The 17,944-nt window shown below is 55.7% G+C and carries 22 protein-coding genes; 12 read left to right on the top strand and 10 right to left on the bottom strand.

The genetic code is table 11. From position 1 onward, the window contains the following. The 3 genes from yidC to ACIQ2T_RS05610 form a co-directional block, all read left to right on the top strand. Positions 1-1,006: membrane protein insertase YidC (gene yidC / locus ACIQ2T_RS05620; protein ID WP_397589964.1), on the top strand; the 1,006-nt coding region annotated here is incomplete at its 5' end. After that, complete coding sequence (gene yihA / locus ACIQ2T_RS05615; protein WP_397589963.1) at positions 1,003-1,623, top strand: ribosome biogenesis GTP-binding protein YihA/YsxC; 621 nt, start codon at positions 1,003-1,005, stop codon at positions 1,621-1,623. The genes yidC and yihA, both read left to right, overlap by 4 nt. A gap of 72 nt (positions 1,624-1,695) precedes the next feature. After that, the gene (locus tag ACIQ2T_RS05610; RefSeq protein ID WP_397589965.1) at positions 1,696-2,358 is read left to right on the top strand and encodes a glutathione S-transferase family protein; all 663 of its coding nucleotides are present in this window, start codon (positions 1,696-1,698) and stop codon (positions 2,356-2,358) included. 6 nt (positions 2,359-2,364) lie between these two features. Here ACIQ2T_RS05610 and aroC read toward each other — a convergent pair whose 3' ends face one another. The 5 genes from aroC to ACIQ2T_RS05585 are packed head-to-tail and all read right to left on the bottom strand — an operon-like array spanning position 2,365 to position 6,728. Continuing rightward, a complete protein-coding gene (gene aroC, locus ACIQ2T_RS05605) occupies positions 2,365-3,441 on the bottom strand; it encodes a chorismate synthase (protein ID WP_397589962.1) in 1,077 nt (358 codons plus the stop codon). 50 nt (positions 3,442-3,491) lie between these two features. Then, positions 3,492-4,319: an enoyl-ACP reductase FabI gene (gene fabI / locus ACIQ2T_RS05600; RefSeq protein WP_397589961.1), complete on the bottom strand. Its 828-nt coding sequence runs from the start codon at positions 4,317-4,319 to the stop codon at positions 3,492-3,494. 7 nt (positions 4,320-4,326) lie between these two features. Then, positions 4,327-5,289: a YihY/virulence factor BrkB family protein gene (locus ACIQ2T_RS05595; protein WP_397589960.1), complete on the bottom strand. Its 963-nt coding sequence runs from the start codon at positions 5,287-5,289 to the stop codon at positions 4,327-4,329. Beyond that, positions 5,282-6,205: a DnaJ C-terminal domain-containing protein gene (locus ACIQ2T_RS05590; RefSeq protein ID WP_397589959.1), complete on the bottom strand. Its 924-nt coding sequence runs from the start codon at positions 6,203-6,205 to the stop codon at positions 5,282-5,284. The genes ACIQ2T_RS05595 and ACIQ2T_RS05590 overlap by 8 nt, the downstream gene beginning before the upstream one ends. Positions 6,206-6,260: 55 nt before the next feature. Then, complete coding sequence (locus ACIQ2T_RS05585; protein WP_397589958.1) at positions 6,261-6,728, bottom strand: ABA4-like family protein; 468 nt, start codon at positions 6,726-6,728, stop codon at positions 6,261-6,263. Positions 6,729-6,779: 51 nt separating this feature from the next. Between ACIQ2T_RS05585 and pdxH the strand changes: the two genes are divergently transcribed. From pdxH to ACIQ2T_RS05565, 4 genes are read left to right on the top strand one after another with little or no spacing between them, the layout of a single operon-like run. Continuing rightward, a complete protein-coding gene (gene pdxH, locus ACIQ2T_RS05580; RefSeq protein WP_300035544.1) occupies positions 6,780-7,376 on the top strand; it encodes a pyridoxamine 5'-phosphate oxidase in 597 nt (198 codons plus the stop codon). Positions 7,377-7,386: 10 nt separating this feature from the next. Further along, on the top strand, positions 7,387-8,340 hold the full coding sequence (locus ACIQ2T_RS05575) for a cation diffusion facilitator family transporter (protein WP_397589957.1): 954 nt from the start codon (positions 7,387-7,389) through the stop codon (positions 8,338-8,340). After that, entirely contained in the window at positions 8,333-9,130 is a 798-nt protein-coding gene (locus ACIQ2T_RS05570) for a PhzF family phenazine biosynthesis protein (RefSeq protein ID WP_397589956.1), read from the top strand. Before ACIQ2T_RS05575 ends, ACIQ2T_RS05570 begins: the two co-directional genes overlap by 8 nt. A gap of 35 nt (positions 9,131-9,165) precedes the next feature. Beyond that, on the top strand, positions 9,166-9,444 hold the full coding sequence (locus ACIQ2T_RS05565; protein WP_397589955.1) for a hypothetical protein: 279 nt from the start codon (positions 9,166-9,168) through the stop codon (positions 9,442-9,444). A gap of 59 nt (positions 9,445-9,503) precedes the next feature. Here the strand turns inward: ACIQ2T_RS05565 and ACIQ2T_RS05560 are convergent, their stop codons facing one another. Continuing rightward, positions 9,504-9,953: a peptidylprolyl isomerase gene (locus ACIQ2T_RS05560; protein ID WP_300035494.1), complete on the bottom strand. Its 450-nt coding sequence runs from the start codon at positions 9,951-9,953 to the stop codon at positions 9,504-9,506. 156 nt (positions 9,954-10,109) lie between these two features. Here ACIQ2T_RS05560 and mgtE point away from each other — a divergent pair, with 156 nt between their 5' ends. Both mgtE and ACIQ2T_RS05550 read left to right on the top strand, forming a co-directional pair. Continuing rightward, on the top strand, positions 10,110-11,519 hold the full coding sequence (gene mgtE, locus ACIQ2T_RS05555; RefSeq protein WP_397589954.1) for a magnesium transporter: 1,410 nt from the start codon (positions 10,110-10,112) through the stop codon (positions 11,517-11,519). Between the two features lie 24 nt (positions 11,520-11,543). Next, positions 11,544-11,948, top strand: coding sequence for a DUF1489 family protein (locus tag ACIQ2T_RS05550; RefSeq protein ID WP_397589953.1), 405 nt, complete (start codon positions 11,544-11,546; stop codon positions 11,946-11,948). 10 nt (positions 11,949-11,958) lie between these two features. On the opposite strand, the gene ACIQ2T_RS05545 is transcribed toward ACIQ2T_RS05550, so the two are convergent. Genes ACIQ2T_RS05545 through ACIQ2T_RS05530 form a run of 4 tightly spaced genes read right to left on the bottom strand, consistent with a single transcriptional unit; the run spans position 11,959 to position 15,878 of the window. Next, on the bottom strand, positions 11,959-12,630 hold the full coding sequence (locus ACIQ2T_RS05545) for a DsbA family oxidoreductase (protein WP_397589952.1): 672 nt from the start codon (positions 12,628-12,630) through the stop codon (positions 11,959-11,961). Continuing rightward, positions 12,630-13,499 (bottom strand): NAD(+) diphosphatase, encoded by an 870-nt coding sequence (gene nudC, locus ACIQ2T_RS05540; protein WP_397589951.1) that lies wholly within the window; start codon positions 13,497-13,499, stop codon positions 12,630-12,632. Before nudC ends, ACIQ2T_RS05545 begins: the two co-directional genes overlap by 1 nt. A gap of 4 nt (positions 13,500-13,503) precedes the next feature. Further along, entirely contained in the window at positions 13,504-14,805 is a 1,302-nt protein-coding gene (locus ACIQ2T_RS05535; RefSeq protein WP_397589950.1) for a serine hydrolase domain-containing protein, read from the bottom strand. Then, the gene (locus tag ACIQ2T_RS05530; protein ID WP_397589949.1) at positions 14,802-15,878 is read right to left on the bottom strand and encodes an A/G-specific adenine glycosylase; all 1,077 of its coding nucleotides are present in this window, start codon (positions 15,876-15,878) and stop codon (positions 14,802-14,804) included. Before ACIQ2T_RS05530 ends, ACIQ2T_RS05535 begins: the two co-directional genes overlap by 4 nt. Before the next feature lie 22 nt (positions 15,879-15,900). Between ACIQ2T_RS05530 and ACIQ2T_RS05525 the strand changes: the two genes are divergently transcribed. Genes ACIQ2T_RS05525 through ACIQ2T_RS05515 form a run of 3 tightly spaced genes read left to right on the top strand, consistent with a single transcriptional unit; the run spans position 15,901 to position 17,934 of the window. After that, the gene (locus tag ACIQ2T_RS05525; RefSeq protein ID WP_397589948.1) at positions 15,901-16,440 is read left to right on the top strand and encodes a DUF721 domain-containing protein; all 540 of its coding nucleotides are present in this window, start codon (positions 15,901-15,903) and stop codon (positions 16,438-16,440) included. A 44-nt stretch (positions 16,441-16,484) separates the two neighbouring features. Continuing rightward, a complete protein-coding gene (locus ACIQ2T_RS05520) occupies positions 16,485-17,168 on the top strand; it encodes a thioredoxin domain-containing protein (protein ID WP_397589947.1) in 684 nt (227 codons plus the stop codon). A gap of 28 nt (positions 17,169-17,196) precedes the next feature. After that, positions 17,197-17,934: a DsbA family protein gene (locus ACIQ2T_RS05515; RefSeq protein ID WP_397589946.1), complete on the top strand. Its 738-nt coding sequence runs from the start codon at positions 17,197-17,199 to the stop codon at positions 17,932-17,934. The last annotated feature ends 10 nt before the right edge of the window (positions 17,935-17,944 follow it).

Raw genomic sequence — 17,944 nt, 5'->3', positions numbered from 1 at the left:
CAGCACCGGTGGCTGGCTTGGCTTCACCGACAAATATTGGTTGGGCGCACTTATTCCCGACCAGAAAACAGCTGTGTCGGCAAAGTTCCGTGCCAGCGGTGATGTCTATCAAGCGCAAGTTATACCTACGCGTTATACCAATGTCGCTACTGGTGCCGCGTTGGAGACCAATTCGCGTCTTTTCGCCGGCGCTAAGGAAATGGCTGTTCTGGATAGCTATTCAAAGAAACTGGGCATCCCTTATCTCGATTACGCCATCGATTGGGGATGGTTCTGGTTCATCGCCATTCCGTTCTTCTGGATACTCCACTGGCTGTTCGGCGTGTTTGGCAATTTTGGCCTCGCCATTATCGGCCTGACCGTCATTGTGCGCGGCGTCATGTATCCCGTCGCGCAGAAGCAGTTTGCGTCGATGGCGCAGATGCGTGCTGTCCAGCCGAAGCTAAAAGCCCTTCAAGAGCGTTGGAAAGACGATAAGCCGCGCCTGCAGCAGGAGATGATGAAGCTTTACAAGGACGAGAAGGTTAACCCGTTGGCGGGCTGCCTTCCGGTCATACTCCAAATTCCGATCTTCTTTGCGCTTTACAAAATTTTGCTGCTGTCCATTGAAATGCGTCACCAGCCTTTCGTCTTGTGGCTGAAGGATTTGTCAGCGCCAGATCCGCTGACACCAATCAACCTGTTCGGGCTGCTGCCTTTTGACCCGCCGTCCTTCATCGCCATCGGTGTATTGCCAATCTTGTTGGGGATCACGATGTGGTTGATGCAGCGTCTGAATCCGCAACCGATGGACGAAGTGCAAAAGCAGGTATTTGCGGTAATGCCATGGTTCCTGATGTTCATCATGGCACCTTTTGCCGCTGGTCTTCAATTGTATTGGGTGATGTCGAACGTCGTGTCGATTGCGCAGCAAAAATGGCTGTATTCGCGGCACCCCGTATTGCGGGAGCAAATGGCGCGTGATGCCGAAGAAAAGGCACAAGCCAAGGCGAATGCAAAGGCGTGACCGAAACGACGACCAAAATCTTTTCAGGGCCCATAAGCTTCCTGAAATCCGCGCCTAAACTTGAATTTCTGCCCGAACCAACGGTGCCGGAAATCGCGTTTGCTGGCCGGTCAAATGTCGGCAAGTCGAGCCTGATCAACGCGCTTGTCAACCGCAACAATCTGGCGCGTGCGTCCAATACGCCGGGTCGTACGCAGGAGCTTAACTTCTTTGATGTGGGCGACCCTGCGGTGTTTCGCATCGTGGACATGCCGGGCTATGGCTATGCCAAGGCGCCGATCAAGACCGTGCAGCAGTGGCGGTATTTGATTAACGATTATTTGCGCGGCCGTGTGGTGTTGAAACGCGTGTTCGTTCTTATCGACAGCCGCCACGGCATTAAAGAGGTCGACCACGACATCATGTCGATGCTCGATAAAGCGGCAATAAGCTACCGCATCGTGCTGACCAAAACTGACAAGATCAAAGCCAGCGACCTTGCGGATGTCGAAACCGACACTATGACAAAGCTGCGCAAGCATGTCGCCGCTTATCCGGACCTGTCGGTGACCTCAGCCGAAAAGCGCGGCGGCATTGAAGAACTGCGTGCGGCGGTATTGGAAGCTGTGGCCTCGTAAAAAGTGCGTAAATTTTGCTTTTCTGCCCTCTCGACAGAAAAGCAAACAGCGACCATATACGGTCGCATGACCTTGAAACTGATCATTGGAAACAAAGCCTATTCAAGCTGGTCGCTGCGCGGCTGGCTTGCGGCTAAGCAATCTGGCCTGCATTTTAAAGAGGTCATCGTGCCTTTGTTTGCGCCGGACTGGGAACAACGCCAGCGTCAGGCAGACCTTGCGCCATCGTCGGGCAAGGTTCCAATCTTGTGGGATGGAGAGGCGGTGGTCTGGGACAGCCTCGCGATAATCGATTATTTCGCCGACAAGGTCGGGCGTGACCGTTATTGGCCCAAGGACCCCGTCGCGCGGGGCATGGCGCGTTCACTCGCGGCGGAAATGCATTCAGGCTACATGTCGTTGCGCCGGGAATGCCCGATGAATACGCGCAAGACCTTCACCGAGGTAACGCTGTCCGAAGACACCCGCGCCGACGCAGTCCGCATATTGCAAACATGGGCGGAGGCGCGATCGCGCTTTGGCAAGGATGGGCCATATCTGTTCGGCACCTTCAGCGCGGCTGACATCATGCTTGCGCCTGTGGTCACGCGGTTTGTGACCTATGGCTTTAACCTACCCGGCTTTGCGCAAGCTTATGCTGAATCCATCATGACGCATCCATGGATGGAACAATGGTATGCCGCCGCAGCGCAAGAGCCGTGGACGATAGAACGCATCGAACGCGCCTTTGCATAGTTGCGTTTAGCCGCATTGCGCGCGATGCAGCAGCTTCTGATCAGCGAGCACCAGCGCCATCATCGCCTCGACCACGGGCGTGCCCCTGATGCCTACGCAAGGGTCATGGCGGCCCTTGGTGACAATGTCCGTGGCATCGCCATCACGCGTCACCGTTTCAACTGGCGTGAGGATGGATGACGTTGGTTTGAACGCCACGCGCACCAATACAGGTTGCCCCGTTGAAATACCGCCTGCGATACCGCCGGCGTTATTCGCCATAAACTCCGGATGGTTCGACCCTTCAGCAGCAGGGCGCATCCGGTCCGCATTTTCCTCACCGCGCAAACGGGCTGCGCCAAAGCCTGCACCGATCTCCACGCCTTTTACCGCGTTGATGCTCATCATCGCAGATGCAAGCTCGCTATCAAGCTTTGCATATAAAGGTGCGCCCCAACCGGGGGGAACGCCTGTGGCAACGCATTCGATAACCGCGCCAAGCGAGGAACCAGCCTTGCGTGCCTCGTCTACCATTTTTTCCCAGCGACCAGCCGCGGCTTCATCTGGGCAAAAGAAGGGGTTTTTACCAATTTGCGATGCTTCAAAATTGTCGCGATTAATAGCATCGCCACCGATTTCGGCGACATAGGCCATGATTTCCACATCCGGTATGACGGCACGCGCCACTGCGCCCGCCGCCACACGCGCAGCGGTTTCCCGCGCGCTTGACCGGCCACCACCGCGATAATCGCGAAAGCCATATTTGGCATCATAGCTGTAATCCGCATGCCCTGGGCGATAGGCCTTGGCCACGTCGGAATAATCCTTTGACCGCTGGTCAACATTTTCGATCATCAACGAAATCGGTGTACCTGTGGTGCGGCCTTCAAACACGCCGGATAATATGCGCACGGCATCCGGTTCCTGCCGCTGTGTGGTAAAGCGCGACGTACCGGGACGGCGCTTGTCGAGAAACGGCTGAATATCCGCCTCGGACAATGCAAGGCCGGGAGGGCACCCGTCAACCAATGCGCCAAGCGCGGGGCCATGCGATTCACCCCATGTCGAAAAACGGAATACGCGGCCAAAGGTATTAAAGCTCATATAATGTTTCCGTTTTCTTCACATACACCGAAATTTATGCCCCGCGTGCATTAGGATACCGCAATATCAGGAGCATCCTCCTGCTTCATGCCAACGGTGTGATAGCCTGCGTCAACATGGTGGATTTCGCCGGTAACACCTGCCGCAAGGTCGGACAGGAAGTAGAGCGCAGATGACCCAACGTCATCAATCGTGACATTGCGGCGCAGCGGCGTGTTCAGTTCATTCCATTTCAGGATGTAACGGAAGTCCCCAATGCCGGACGCCGCCAGCGTCTTAATTGGACCAGCGGAGATGGCATTGACGCGAATGCCCTGCGGGCCGACGTCATTGGCCAGATATTTGACTGACGTTTCCAGCGCAGCCTTTGCAACGCCCATGACGTTATAATGCGGCATGACCTTTTCCGCGCCATAATAACTCAGCGTTAGCAGCGATCCGCCGCCTTCGCCGGTTTCGGGATCAAGCGGCTTCATCATGGCCGCAGCGCGCTGGGCAACGGCGGTGAAGCTGTAGACGCTGATATTCATGGTCATCAGGAAGTCCTCAAGGCCAACCTCATAATATTTGCCGCGCAGTGCCTCTTTATTGGTGAAGCCAATCGCGTGCACCACAAAATCGATGGTTGGCCATGTGCCGGCGAGCGTTTCAAACGCGCGGTCGAGATTGGCCATGTCGGCCACATCGCAATCAATCAGGAAATCGCAACCCAGCTGCGCTGCCAATGGCCGCACCCGCTTTTCCATCACTTCGCCCTGATAGCTGAAGGCCAATTCGGCACCTTCGGCGTGCAAGCGCTTCGCAATGCCCCATGCCAGCGACTTGTCATTGGCCAGCCCCATAATCAGCCCGCGTTTGCCCGCCATCAATCCGGTCATAATATCCTCATTCGTAAGGTGAAATCTCTGGCGCATCCTTTAGTCCATTTTCATGTGCGTTGGCCAGCGCCGCGTTCAACTGAGCGCCAGTCACCATTCCAAGCCCTATGAGATAGAAGAAAATCAACGCGACCATAACCCCGGCCAAGCTGCCATATGTAAGGTCGTAGTTGCTGACGCTGGATAGAAATAGAGGTAATAAGGCGGTCAGTCCAAGCCACCAAATACTGACCAAGGCTGGCCCTGGCCATTTTGGAAAGTCGGGTGATCGATATTTGGAGGGCGTTAGACTTACAAAAATTACGTAAATTGCCGCGAATAATGCAATGAAGGGAATGATGCGCCCCCACGCAAAATAGCTTGAAACAGTCTGCGCCTCAGGAATGAAGCGATACACAAAATCCTCAGCCGCGGTCACGAGAACCTGCGCCGAAAATGCAATCATTGCGAACACGACCGACGCGATAATCGCCCCAAGCGATCCAAGCCGATAATGCCAAAATGCGCGGCTTGGCGTTGCGCCGTAGGAGCGATACAAAACGTCGCGGAAGGTCTCAATAAGGCTCGCTGCGGTCCAAAGGCTGACGGCGGCGCTCAACCACAATAATGGCCCAGAGCGGGCTCTCATGGCGGACTGGATGGGTTCTTGAAGGGCGCTGGCGACGCTTGGCGGCACAGTTTTAAAAAATGCTGCGATAAGCGCAAGGCCCGACTCAGTCTGTCCGAATGCGCCTGCGATGGCCGCCGCGACAATGCAAAATGCAAACAGCGACACCAACGAGAGATACGCAAAATTGCCTGCGTGAATGACCCCATCGCTATACACACCGACGCATACGCGCTTGACCACTTCAATGACCTGACGCGGACGTCCAAGGCGCGCGAACCATTTGGCTTCGCTTTCATCGGCGTGTTTTGCCGCCGGAAGGTGCGCGCGCGCCTCCGGTGACAAAGGCGAAATTTCAGACACCCATATTCTCCCGGACAGAACTGTCCGAAAGAACACCGCTCAGCCGTTCCAGTTCCGCAGGGTCGGTCGGCAAATGGATCATCAACGTCACCAGCTGATCACCCCGCGCGCCTGTCTTGGCTGTGAAGCCACGCCCCTTGATACGCAACACCGCGCCGGAATTGGTCCGCGGTGGAACCGTGAGCATGACTGCGCCATCAACGGTTGGCACCTTAACCTTGCCGCCTACCACCGCCTCTTTCAGCGAAATCAGAAGGTCAATGCGGATGTGGTCGCCGTCACGGACCAGATCCGGATGTTTGCCCAGCTTTAAAGTTACCATCGCATCGCCATTACCACCGGGTCCGGCTTGCCCGCGTCCGGGGATGCGGATTTGCTGTCCGGCGACTATGCCGGCGGGCAGTTTGAACTCCACCGTCTTCCCATCACCCAGCAGGATGCGCTGCGGTGCGAGCGTTGCAGCGTCTGTGAACGATACCAGATGTTCATAGGCAATATTTGCGCCTTTGGGCGGCGGCGCCTGTTGTGGGCGGGGTCCGGGGCCACCGCCGGGGCGTGCCCCGCCGCCACCAAACAGGCCATCAAAAATATCGCCCAAGTCAATTCCGCCGCTGCCAAAGTCGAAATTGCCACCATTTGGGCCGCCTGGGCTGTGGCCACCACCGCCACCAAACGGGTTGCCAGCAAAACGTGGCTGTCCATTTTCGTCAATCTCACCGCGATCATATTGGCCGCGTTTTTTGGCATCGGACAAAAGGTCATAGGCTTGCGTGACTTCGCTAAACCGATCCGACGCTTTCGGATTGTCCTTGTTCTTGTCGGGGTGCAATTCCTTTGCCAGCTTGCGATAGGCGATCTTAATCGCCTTTTCGTCCGCCCCTTTGGACACGCCTAATATGGAATAAGGATCTGCCATTCTTGTCCCTGTTACTCTAACTATCCGTCTTACATTGGTATTACAGTGCCGGGAGTCAACTTGGAACCACGGCATTATCGGGTTTTTCACCCTTTAACTGGCGTAGCAGAAGATAGAGCAGCAAGCCAATCGGCCCTGCCATCAGGGTAAAGAACAATGTCGGGATCTGAAGCCAACGGGATATTTTGTGCGCGTCCGCATTGCGCGAAATCCAGGTGCCGACAAACAGGTCAAAGGCCAGATAATGAATCCAGCCGATGGTCGCACCGCCGGGGGAATCAAAAAGCGCCATAACGCCTGCCAAGCTGGTTAAATCTGCAGCCGGGCGACCGGTTGGTCCACCGTCAGAAATTACGCCTGCCATCAACGGAATGATAAGGCCCGCATATAGGCATGCGAGCAAGACCGAGCCTGCAAAAAACACAATCGGGACTACTATCTCGCGTTTCGGCGCGAACGCAAGAGCCAACCATCCAAGCAAAGCCCATGCGTTTGCGACACCGAATATCATTTCCCAGTTCATTTTATCGTCTAGCCCCTTTTAACCCGCATCAGTCTAGCCTATCGGTCAGCGATGGAAAGACCTGATCCCTTTAGCCTGTTCGACGCATGGTTTGCCGAAGCGCGAACCACCGAACTAAATGACTCCAACGCGATGGCATTGGCGACCACGGGCGCCGATGGGCAGCCTTCGGTGCGCATGGTGTTGTTGAAGGGGCATGGCCGCGACCTCGGCACGCATGGCGGCTTCGTTTTCTACACGAACTTCGAAAGCCGCAAGGCGATGCAATTGTCCGACAATGGGCATGTTGCCTTGCTGTTTCACTGGAAATCGCTTCGCCGGCAAATTCGCATTGAGGGTGCGGCCAATCCGGTCGACGACGCGACAGCCGACGCATATTTTGCAACGCGCTCCCGCAATTCGCAGCTTGGCGCATGGGCGTCAGACCAGTCCCGCCCCCTTGCAGATCGCGCGACCTTTGAAGCGCGTTTCGCCGAAGTGGAAGCCCGCTTTGATGGTCAGGACATTCCGCGCCCGCCGCATTGGTCCGGCTGGATGGTGAACCCGGAACGGATCGAATTCTGGCAAGACCGGGAATTTCGCCTGCACGAACGCTGGCTATATGAACGCGATGGCGACGGCTGGACAACCGGAATGCTGTTCCCGTGACGGATACACTATGAGCCTTGCCCATAACCACCATCACGATGCACATGGTGACCTGACCAAAAAGGCAGCGATTGCCAGCGTCAGTATGGCCCTGTTCCTACTGGCACTAAAAATCTTTGCAGCTGCCGAAACAGGCTCGGTTGCCTTATTGGGGTCGCTGGCAGATACAGCTTTTGATGTGCTGGCGTCATTGCTTACGTTATTTAGCGTTCGCTACGCCGCGATGCCAGCCGATGAAGACCACCGCTTCGGCCATGGCAAGGCGGAGGCCTTGTCTGCATTGCTTCAGGTTATATTGGTAACGGTATCGGCCATCCTCATTGCATGGCGCGCCATTGTGCGGTTTGGTGATCAAGCACCAACTGACCATCCTGAATATGGCATCGGCGTCTCCATCATCGCGATTATCACGACCTTGGGCTTACTTGCCTATCAACGCTATGTGGTCCTTAAAACCGGTTCTGTCGCCATTCAGGCGGACCATGTGCATTATCAAAGTGACCTGTTGCTCAATGTAGCAGTGATCATCGCGATTGTACTCGACACTATGCTGAATGTACGTGGGGCCGACCCGCTATTTGGTTTAGCGATTGCGGCTTGGTTGCTGTGGGGCGCTTACCGCGCGGCAGGCCTTGCGCTTGACCAATTGCTCGACCGCGAATGGCCGGAGGAAAAACGGCAAAGGTTTATTGAGGTCGCGCTTCGCCATCCCGAATTGCGGGGTATTCACGACATGCGCACCCGTTCAAGTGGCGTGCATGATTTCTGCCAGTTCCATGTGTGGGTTGACCCCAACATGACGGTAGAAGCCGCGCACCAAATCATGGATGAAGTTGAGCAAGCATTGATGGACGAATTCCCCGGCGTGGAGGTGCTTATTCACCCTGATCCCGAAGGTCATAAAGACGAAATGGGGTATTTGCCTTCGGAAACTATCGAGCATCATGACCATCCGCATGACTGACCTGCCCTATTTTCATGTCGATGCCTTTGCAGACCGGCCCTTCACCGGCAATCAGGCCGCAGTCATGCCGCTTGCGCAATGGCTTGATGACGATGTGCTTCAGGCGATTGCCGAGGAGAACAACTTCGCCGAGACCGCATTTTACGTGCCGGATCAAACTGGCGCAGCGGATTATGAACTACGCTGGTTTACGCCTGAGGTAGAAATTCGCCTGTGCGGCCACGCAACATTGGCAAGCGGGCATATCATACTAAGCCAAAATCCTGCTCTTGACCGCGTGACCCTGCGCACACGCAAGGCGGGCATATTAGAGGTGCGCCGCGCAGGTGATGCTTATGCGGTGGCCTTGCCCGCGATTCCGACCGAGCAGGTCGATAATCCCGAAATGATGGCCGCGATGGGCGGCAAGCCATTGTCGATGCGTAGCAACCCCGACAGCTACAATATGTTCGTATATGCCACTGCAGCGGAAATATTGGCACTCAAACCCGATATGAAGGCGCTCGCGACGCTCGGCGATGACAGCTTTACCGCCACGGCGCGTGGAGAAGATACCGACATCGTCAGCAGAGTCTTCGTCCCGGGTGCAGGTGTTGATGAAGATAGCGTCACGGGCAGCGCGCACGCCGTCATTGCGCCTTATTGGGCGTCGGTGCTCGGCCGCGACCATTTCACCGCGTATCAGGCTTCGGCGCGCGGTGGATATTTGGGCTGCCAATTGGACGGCGACAGAGTTTGGTTGTCAGGCCATTGTTTTACGGTAGTAAAGGGTGTGTTCAGCTTGCGCTGACCATCAACGACATTCTATTGTTTAAAGGATCATTCATGCTGAAGTCATTAGCCCTTTTGTCGGCACTCCTGCTTTCACCCGCCGTAATGGCGCAAGATGCCCCACCGCCCCCGCCAAGCGGCGGTACGCCACAACCAGAACAGATTGTGGCATTCATGGACGCAAATAAGGACGGCTTCATCGCAAAGGACGAAGCACAAGGGCCATTGGTTCAGTATTTCGCAGTTATCGACGCGGACAAAGACGACAAGATTTCTTTGGAAGAATTGAAAACCGCTATGGCAGCAATGCGTCCGCCAGAACCTTCGCAATAACAGCGTCATAAACGCGTAAGACGCGCGGGATGCCAACTGGCCTCCCGCGCGTTTCTATTTTAGGCCACAGTTGCCTTGCGGATAACGCCTGGGTTCGCAGGCGGCTCACCCTTTGGCAAAGCATCAACATGCTCCATGCCGCTGATCACTTGGCCCCATACTGTGTACTGGCGGTCCAAAAAGCTTGCATCATCAAAGCAGATGAAAAACTGGCTGTTGGCGGTGTTCGGATCATTCGTCCGCGCCATGGAACATACACCGCGCACATGAGGCTCAGCATTGAATTCCTGCTTCAGATTGGGCTTGGATGATCCGCCCATGCCCGTTCCATTGGGGCAACCGCCTTGCGCCATAAAACCAGGAATAACGCGGTGGAACTTCACACCGTCATAAAAACCTTCGCCGGCAAGTTCCGTGATGCGGGCAACATGGTTTGGTGCCAAATCAGGGCGCAGCTTGATGACAACGTCGCCGCTGTCGAGTGAAAGGGTAAGTGTTTCATCGGCCATTTTGATGTTCCTTCAGGCATGGGAAATAGATGACGGATGCCCTAGTGGATGCATCGCATCGGTGCAAAGCCAAAATCATTGCATTTTGACGCTGCCTGCGTAGGAGGGGCCATTGTTTACATCATGGTTCCAAATTGAAAATCGGGAGGCCCGCACATGACCAGCGACATCGCCAGCCCGAACATCATCGACACCGAAATTGTTGAAACTCTGGATGAGGACAACCGCCTCACCCGCGACTATGTCGACCGCGTTCTCGATGCTGTTGAAGATGGAAATCTAAACGAAGTACGCCGGTTGGTGGAGCCACTCCACGAAGCCGACATTGCCGACCTTCTCGAACTGACGCCATCCGAAAGACGCGGCGAACTCGCCATAAGCCTTGGCGACTTGATGAGCGCCGAAGTGCTGGCCGAGGTCAATGATTATGTCCGTGAGGATATTATTGATGCTCTGCCTGCCGCACAGGTTGCAGGGCTCGCAGGGCAACTGGATTCCGATGATGCTGTTGCGATTATCGAGGATATGGAGGCTGAGGACCAGCAAGCGGTGCTTGCCGAACTGGACCCAGAAGACCGCGCGGTCATTGAAGACGCGCTTTCATATCCCGACGAATCGGCTGGTCGAATCATGCAGCGCGAATTGGTCGCGGTGCCCGAGCATATGACTGTTGGTCAGCTCATCGATTATCTGCGTGATAATCAGGATCTGACCACCGAATTCTGGGAAGTCTTCGTCGTCGACCCGCAGCATAAACCCGTTGGCACATGCAAGCTAAGTTGGATCATGCGCAGTGAGCGCAAAGTTCCGGTCAGCGACATCATGATGCACGAGCAGACCCTGATCCCTGTCGACATGGATCAGGAAGAAGTCGCCTTACGCTTCCAGAAATATGCCCTGATTTCAGCAGCAGTTGTCGATGCTTCTGGCCGGTTGGTCGGTGTTATCACCGCCGATGATATCGTCCACATCATTCAGGAAGAAGCGGACGAAGATATTCTGCGCCTGTCCGGCGCTGGCGATGGCGATATCAACGAGCCGATAGCCGATAGTTACAAAGCGCGCGTGCGGTGGTTGATCGCAAATCTGGGGACCGCCTTGGTTGCATCAAGCGTGATTAGCTTCTTCGGTGCTGCCATCGAACACATGGTCGCACTCGCCGTGCTGATGCCCATCGTTGCCGGCGTTGGCGGCAATGCCGGTACGCAGACTTTGGCCGTTACGGTCCGTGCGATTGCGACGAACCAACTGACTGATTCGAATACCCGCCGCGCGATCAAGCGCGAAATGGCCATTGCGTTCATGAACGGCGCAACAATAGCTGCGCTTGCAGGGATTGGCGTGACGTTGTGGTTTCAGAATTTTCATCTGGGCTTCGTCATTGCAGCGGCCATGCAGTGTAACATCCTGCTCGCCGGATTTGCGGGGGTTTTCATTCCGGTAATGCTCGACAGATTCGACCAAGACCCCGCCGTTGCCAGTTCTGTTTTCGTAACAATGATCACGGACTCAATGGGCTTCCTCATTTTTCTTAGCCTTGCGGTATTCAGCGGCCTTGTCGGTTAAACACCCGGTTCCCAGATACAACCTATGCCACTGAACATGACCAAAATAGCCTTTGGCGCAGAAAGCCCAAAGCATTTGCGTGAACGCCTTGCGGCTTATGCCCAAGGCGGCGAGGTGCGCATAACCACCCGCTATTTGCCCAAACGCGTCGACGAAATGGCGGGCGGATCATTATATTGGATTCACACGCATACGATCATCGGTAGAAGTCCGATTATTGGATTTATGGAAAATGGCGCTGGTCGGCATTGGATCCGCATTGAACCGCGCCTCATCGCGGTCCGCTCAACGCCAAAGCGCGCGCATCAGGGCTGGCGCTATCTTGAGGAAGCCAACGCCCCGCCTGATCTGGATTCGGTAGAAACCGACGGCCGCGACGAAATGTCGCCGAAGATGCTCAATGACCTGATGAAGATGGGGCTGGTTTAGGGTCAGGACCCTAGGCCGCTGCGCGCTTGGCCAACACCTTGTTAATCACATCGGCAAATGTCTCGGCGCTTTGGGCGCCGGGTACCATATATTTCTGATCGAAAATGATTGCGGGAACGCCCGTGATATTCTGGTCAGTCCAATGCTCCATTTCGGCCCGCACGGTTTCGGTAAGTGCAGCATCATTGATCCACGCCAAAGCCACGGCGCGGTCCATACCCTGCGCCTCGGCAATATCGCACAAGACGTCGGTGTCGCTCACATCGCGTCGGTCCTGAAAATAGGCCGTGAACAAAGCCATTTTCAGCGCAGTTTGTGCGCGCCATCCACGCTCACTGCCAAAGATGGTCAGCAATTTGTGCGCGTTGAAGGTGTTATAAATGCGCATGCCGTCGCCATAATTGAACGCAAAACCGACGCTGTTGCCGATGTCGGACAACTTGCTACGGTTGGCGCGGCTTTGTTCGGGTGTGCTGCCATATTTGCGCGCGATATGCTCTGCGGTATCTTCGCCTTCTGGCGGCATGTGGGGGTTCAGTTGAAACGGGTGCCAATGCGTTTCGGCGGCAATGTCTTGACCGACCAACGCGAGCGCCTGCTCAACTTGCTTCAGGCCAATGATGCACCATGGGCATACCACGTCCGACACAATATCGATGCGCAACGGAACGGCAGCGGCCATTACTGATTTACCCAATGCCGCAAAAGGCTGTACGCAATGGCGAATGGCGGCGGCGCGTTAAATCGACGGTCGGTCTCACCCTTCAGAGCAGCGATGGCTTCATCCTTGGTCACCCACATCGCATCTTCAATCTCGTCCGTGTCTAGCGTGAGTTCATCCCCAAGCGCATCGGCCGTGCACGCAATCATCAATTGCGATCCGCCAAAGGGCCATGGCTGGCTGGTGATGTAACGGACTGCACCGCAAGTGACCCCCGCTTCCTCATGTATTTCGCGGCGGACCGCCTCTTCAATGCATTCACCGGGCTCCAGAAAGCCAGCGAGCGCCGAATAATTGCCGGGCGGGAAACGCGACTGCCGCCCGACCAATGCCTTGCCTTCAAATTCAGCCAGCATGATGACGACAGGGTCAGTGCGCGGAAAATGTTCCTTTTGGCAATTGCCGCATTTCCGGCCCCAGCCAGCGCGGAACAGCACAGTCGCCTCACCGCAGCGTCCACAAAAGCGGTGGCCATTATGCCATTCGATAAGGCTGCGTGCCGTGCCGTAGATCGCAGCGTCTTCGGCTGGCAGCATTGATAATGCGCGCCAAATGGCAGGTGAACGAAACGCGTCACCCGTAGCATCCGCAACGGCCACAAAATGCGGTTTGCCGTCGGCAAGGCCAAGCAGGATCAGTTCTTCCGACCCCTCAAGATCGGCAAAAGAATGCCAGTGCAGGCCACCTGCATCGCTGACCCTTGGATCAAGCCCATCAAGTCCCAACACCCGCGCACGCAAGTCACCCAGCAGCGCGCCATAGGCTTCTGCATCATTGCGGACGCGGTCAGCGCGGTCGAGCGGCGAGCCCGTAAAACCAGGAGCCATCATCGGATCAGGCTGGCCGACCTAGGTCTTGAAGGACCCATTTGGCAAAGTTTTCGTTAAACGGGTAGACGTTGCTTGGCATATATTGCGCCATCAAGACCGCGCGCACTTTGCGTTTTGGATCAACAAAGGCCACCGTCCCGGCAGCGCCGCCCCAGCCATACACGCCATCATTAGCGCCCTTGCCCACCCTGCCGCCAGCACCAAAGCCAGCACCATCGGCAAAAGTACCGGTGGTAGAAACAGCAGCCGGCAACAAGTCGGACATGGCCAGCTTTGCTGTTGCGGTTGACATGATGCGCACACCGTCCAGCTCGCCATAATTGGCAAGCATGTTGAGGAAACGATCATAATCGCGCGCCGAAGTGACAAGGCCAGCGCCGCCAAAGGCGAAAGCGGGCTTGTCGAGGTAAATGCTCGTGGCTGCAGGATCGATTGGGAAAAGCATACCATTCACGGGCGCATAGTTCGACACAAAGCGTTTGGTTTCCGACGCTGGAACCTGAAAATAACTGCTGTTCATTTTCAGCGGTTCAAAGATGCGGGTCTTCAGGAACGCCTCAAAATCCATACCGCTTGCGACCTCAATTACGCGGCCAAGCAGATCGAGCGAGATCGAATAGCTCCACTTTGTACCCGGTTCTGCAATCAAAGGCTGCTTCGCCAAACGTTCGGAGAATGTTTTAAGGTCGGGTGTCGGTTTACTCGCTGGCTGACCAGGAATGGGGAAGCGACTTATGATTCCGGGGGTAATGCCATTATCGAGATAGGCCTGAAGCAGCGGCCCTTTGGTGACGATCGAATATCCAAGTCCCGCGGTGTGCGTCAGCAGGTGGCGCACGGTAATCTGGGTCTTCGCGGGGACTGCATCCAGGTTTTTTTCAGGGTCGGTAAGAACCGTCATATTGGCAAATTCTGGCAACAAATCGGCAATTGGCTGGTCTAGCTTCATCTTGCCTTCGCCGACCAAAATCATCGCGGCTATGCCTGTAATTGGCTTGGTCATCGAGTAAACGCGCCACAAGGTATCAATATCAACAGGTGTTTTCTCACCCAGCCCTTGCGTTCCTACAGCGATCAAATCCGGCATTCCGGCTGCGCGGCCAATGGTGGCGAGAATGCCTGGGAGCTTACCCGAAGAGACATAGCTTTCAAACTGTGTCCGGATAGTAGGATATAGATCGGCCGTACCTGCCCAAAGGCGCGCAGGCGCGAATGCGCCGATAGCGCCAGCCGCCGCCAGTTGACCACCCCACGATAAAAATCCGCGCCGGCCAATCATTGCCTGACCACTATCTTGCACGCTCATATTCTCTCTCCTGCGTTCATTGCCGCGTCTGTTGCTTTTCTGAATACGGTTGGCAGGCCAGCCTTGTCGAGCGATTTTAACGGCCACCATTCGCCCTCACCCGGGTCAGCGGTCCCTGCTGGCCATGCCGTAACGGCAATATCGAGAAGAAGCGAAAAATGGGTAAAAACATGCGACACTTGCACCGGCAATCGCCGCCATGCTGCCGGCGCAGGAGGCGCGGAATGGCCATCCAAACGCGCTGTCCATTGATCGTCAGGCAGTGCGCGCATGCCCGCGAGCAGTCCCTTGTCCGCTCGGCGGGTGAGCCAAACATGATCGCCCCGCTGAATCCAGTAGACGCTGCCGGTCCGCTGGGGCTTTGCCGCCTTGGGCGTTTTTGCAGGGTAAACTTCCGGATTGCCCAGACGCATGCCCTCGCAGGCAAATGCAACGGGGCAAATGAGACAAGACGGCGCGCGCACCGAACACATGCCCGCGCCCAAATCCATCATGGCCTGCGCGAAGTCTCCGGCGCGGCGATCGGGCGTAATGCTATCGGTCGCCGCACGGATCTGTGGTTTCGACTGTGGCAATGGGGTGGAAATTGCAAATAACCGCGACACGACACGTTCGACATTGGCATCAACGACCACTGCCCTTTGCCCGAACGCTATCGCGGCAATGGCGGCGGCGGTATAGGGGCCCACACCCGGCAACTTTAACAGCTGCGCCTCGGTTTCCGGCAAGCGACCTCCATGCTCCGTCACTACCGCCCGCGCGCATTTGAGCAAATTGCGTGCACGGGCATAATAACCAAGGCCTGCCCATGCCGCCATGATATCGGCGTCCTCTGCCGCAGCAAGTGCCGCAAAGCTTGGCCAGATGTGCGTGAACTTTTGGAAATAGGAACCCACCGCTGCAACTGTTGTCTGCTGCAGCATGATTTCCGACAGCCAGACATGATAGGGGTTGGCAAAACCGGTACCCGGCGGCTTGCGCCATGGGAGCGTGCGGGCATGCGCGTCATAATGTGACAGCAACTGCCGGGCGATATCCCCAGAATAATATTCGGATTGTTGGACGTCTGCCATTCAAAATGGCATGGATGAGGCAATGGATAAAGGCAAGTCAGCAACACCGCCAAAAGGCACCAAAAAGGCACTAACGCCCAAAACATTTCAGCGTCCGCGCGGTGGAGAGGCACGCGCCGTATCCGCGCTGATGCCGGATATTGGTCGTGCGGCATTTCGCCGGTTCGGTTTTGTGCAAAGCTCGGTCGTGAGCCGCTGGGATGAAATTGTTGGCGCGCGCTATGCCGCTGTATCCGCGCCAGAAGCCATCCGTTTTCCGGTGGGCAAGAAATCGGACGGTACACTTGAACTGACCGTGGAAGGTGCGCACGCCACCATGATCCAGCATGTCCTTCCTGAAATCATGGACCGGGTGAACCGTTTTTTCGGCTATGGCGCAGTCGCTCGCGTCAAGGTGCGGCAAGGCCCCGTGTCCAAACCGACGCCTCGGCAGCCGTCACCCCCGCCCATGCTGAAACCTGTACCCATGGAGCTCGGCGAATCCTTGCGTGAAATTGGCGACCCAGAGCTGTTTGCCGTTCTGGAAAGCCTTGCAAAAAGCCTTGCCAAAGGCGGCAAGTAATACCAGATGCGCAAGATAGTTTTTCAAGACTGAGGCTCACAGTTATGTTGCCGTTAAAAAAATATTTGGCTGCTGCTTTTATAAGTGTGACGGCAATTTCGGCCGGGCTGTTCGCCGCGCCTGCACCCAATAAATGGCTGTCGACCGTCACGGTGACCGCCAACGGCGCCCATGTCCTCGGCAACCCCGCCGCGCCGAAAAAGGTGGTGGAGTATCTCAGCTACACCTGCAGCCATTGTGCAGATTTTGAAGCCAATGAATCGCCTGCGTTCAAGGCACAATTTGTATCGACCGGTAAGGCAAGCCTTGAAATCCGCAACATGGTGCTCAACCCAATTGACCTAACGGCCGCCGTGCTTGCGCGATGCGGCGGAAAGGCCAAGTTTTTTGGAAACCATAAGCAGCTCTTATCCACGCAATCTGTATGGCTTGGCAAAACCAAAAATATCAGTGCAGCCACACAAGCAAAACTGAAGGCCCAAGATTTTTCTGGGTTCATGATTGGGACCTTTGATGAAATCGGTCTTGGTCCCATCATGCAACAGCGCGGGATCACGCCAGCACAAGCGAAGGCTTGCTTAGCGGATAAGGCTGCGTTCAATGCAGTCGTGGGCATGACCGACGCTGGAGCTAAGCTTGGTGTGCGCGGCACTCCGTCATTCCTCATCAATGGCGTTTTGCAAGATCATGTGCACAGTGCTGCCGAACTTGCAGCTCTCATAAAATAACCTGACATCCCAGACTGAAGGATTTCCTATGCGCATTAAGACATTCATCATCACAACTGCTGCCGCCTTTGCACTGGCAGCCTGCGGCAGCAGCGACACCGCAAGTCCGCCAAAGGGTGAACCCATTGCTAAGGTCGCATCGCCTGCTGGCAAGGCGTGGATCGACGTGGTCTCCAAAACCGAATTTGGCGGCTACCAAATGGGCAATCCAAGCGCGAAATTGAAGCTTATCGAATATGGCGCCATCAGCTGCCCGGGCTGCGCACAATTCTCGGTGCAATCGACCGAAGAACTTAACAAGATCGTTAATGATGGGACTGTGTCCTTTGAATATCGCCCATTCCTGGTGCATGGCATTCAGGACATTCCTGGTTTCCTTCTGGCGCAATGCAGCGGCCCCGAGGCATTCTTCCCGCTGACTGAACAGCTATACGCTGAACAGGCAATCTGGCTTGGCAAACTCAGCACCGTGACGGAGGCAGATCAGCAGGCGATGCAGAAAATGGCGCCTGAGCAGATTGCAACCTTGCTTGGCACCAAGATGGGCCTGATCGAATTTGTGAAGTCACGCGGTATCAGCGAAGACCAAGCCAAATCATGCCTGTCGGATAAAGCTGCGATTGATAATCTCATCAAAATGACAGAGCGCGGCACCAAGGATGATGGCATATCGGGTACGCCTTCGTTCCTGTTGAACGGCGCGAAGCTTGACGGTGGTGCTTGGAACCAGATCAAGGGCAAGCTGGTCGAGGCCGGCGCACGCTAAATATGGCTCG

Origin of the sequence: Sphingorhabdus sp. (assembly GCF_044357595.1) — a bacterium.
GTDB lineage: Bacteria > Pseudomonadota > Alphaproteobacteria > Sphingomonadales > Sphingomonadaceae > Sphingorhabdus_B.
Note: the sequence above shows the minus strand (reverse complement) of the source record. Positions and strands in the feature narration are given on the sequence as shown.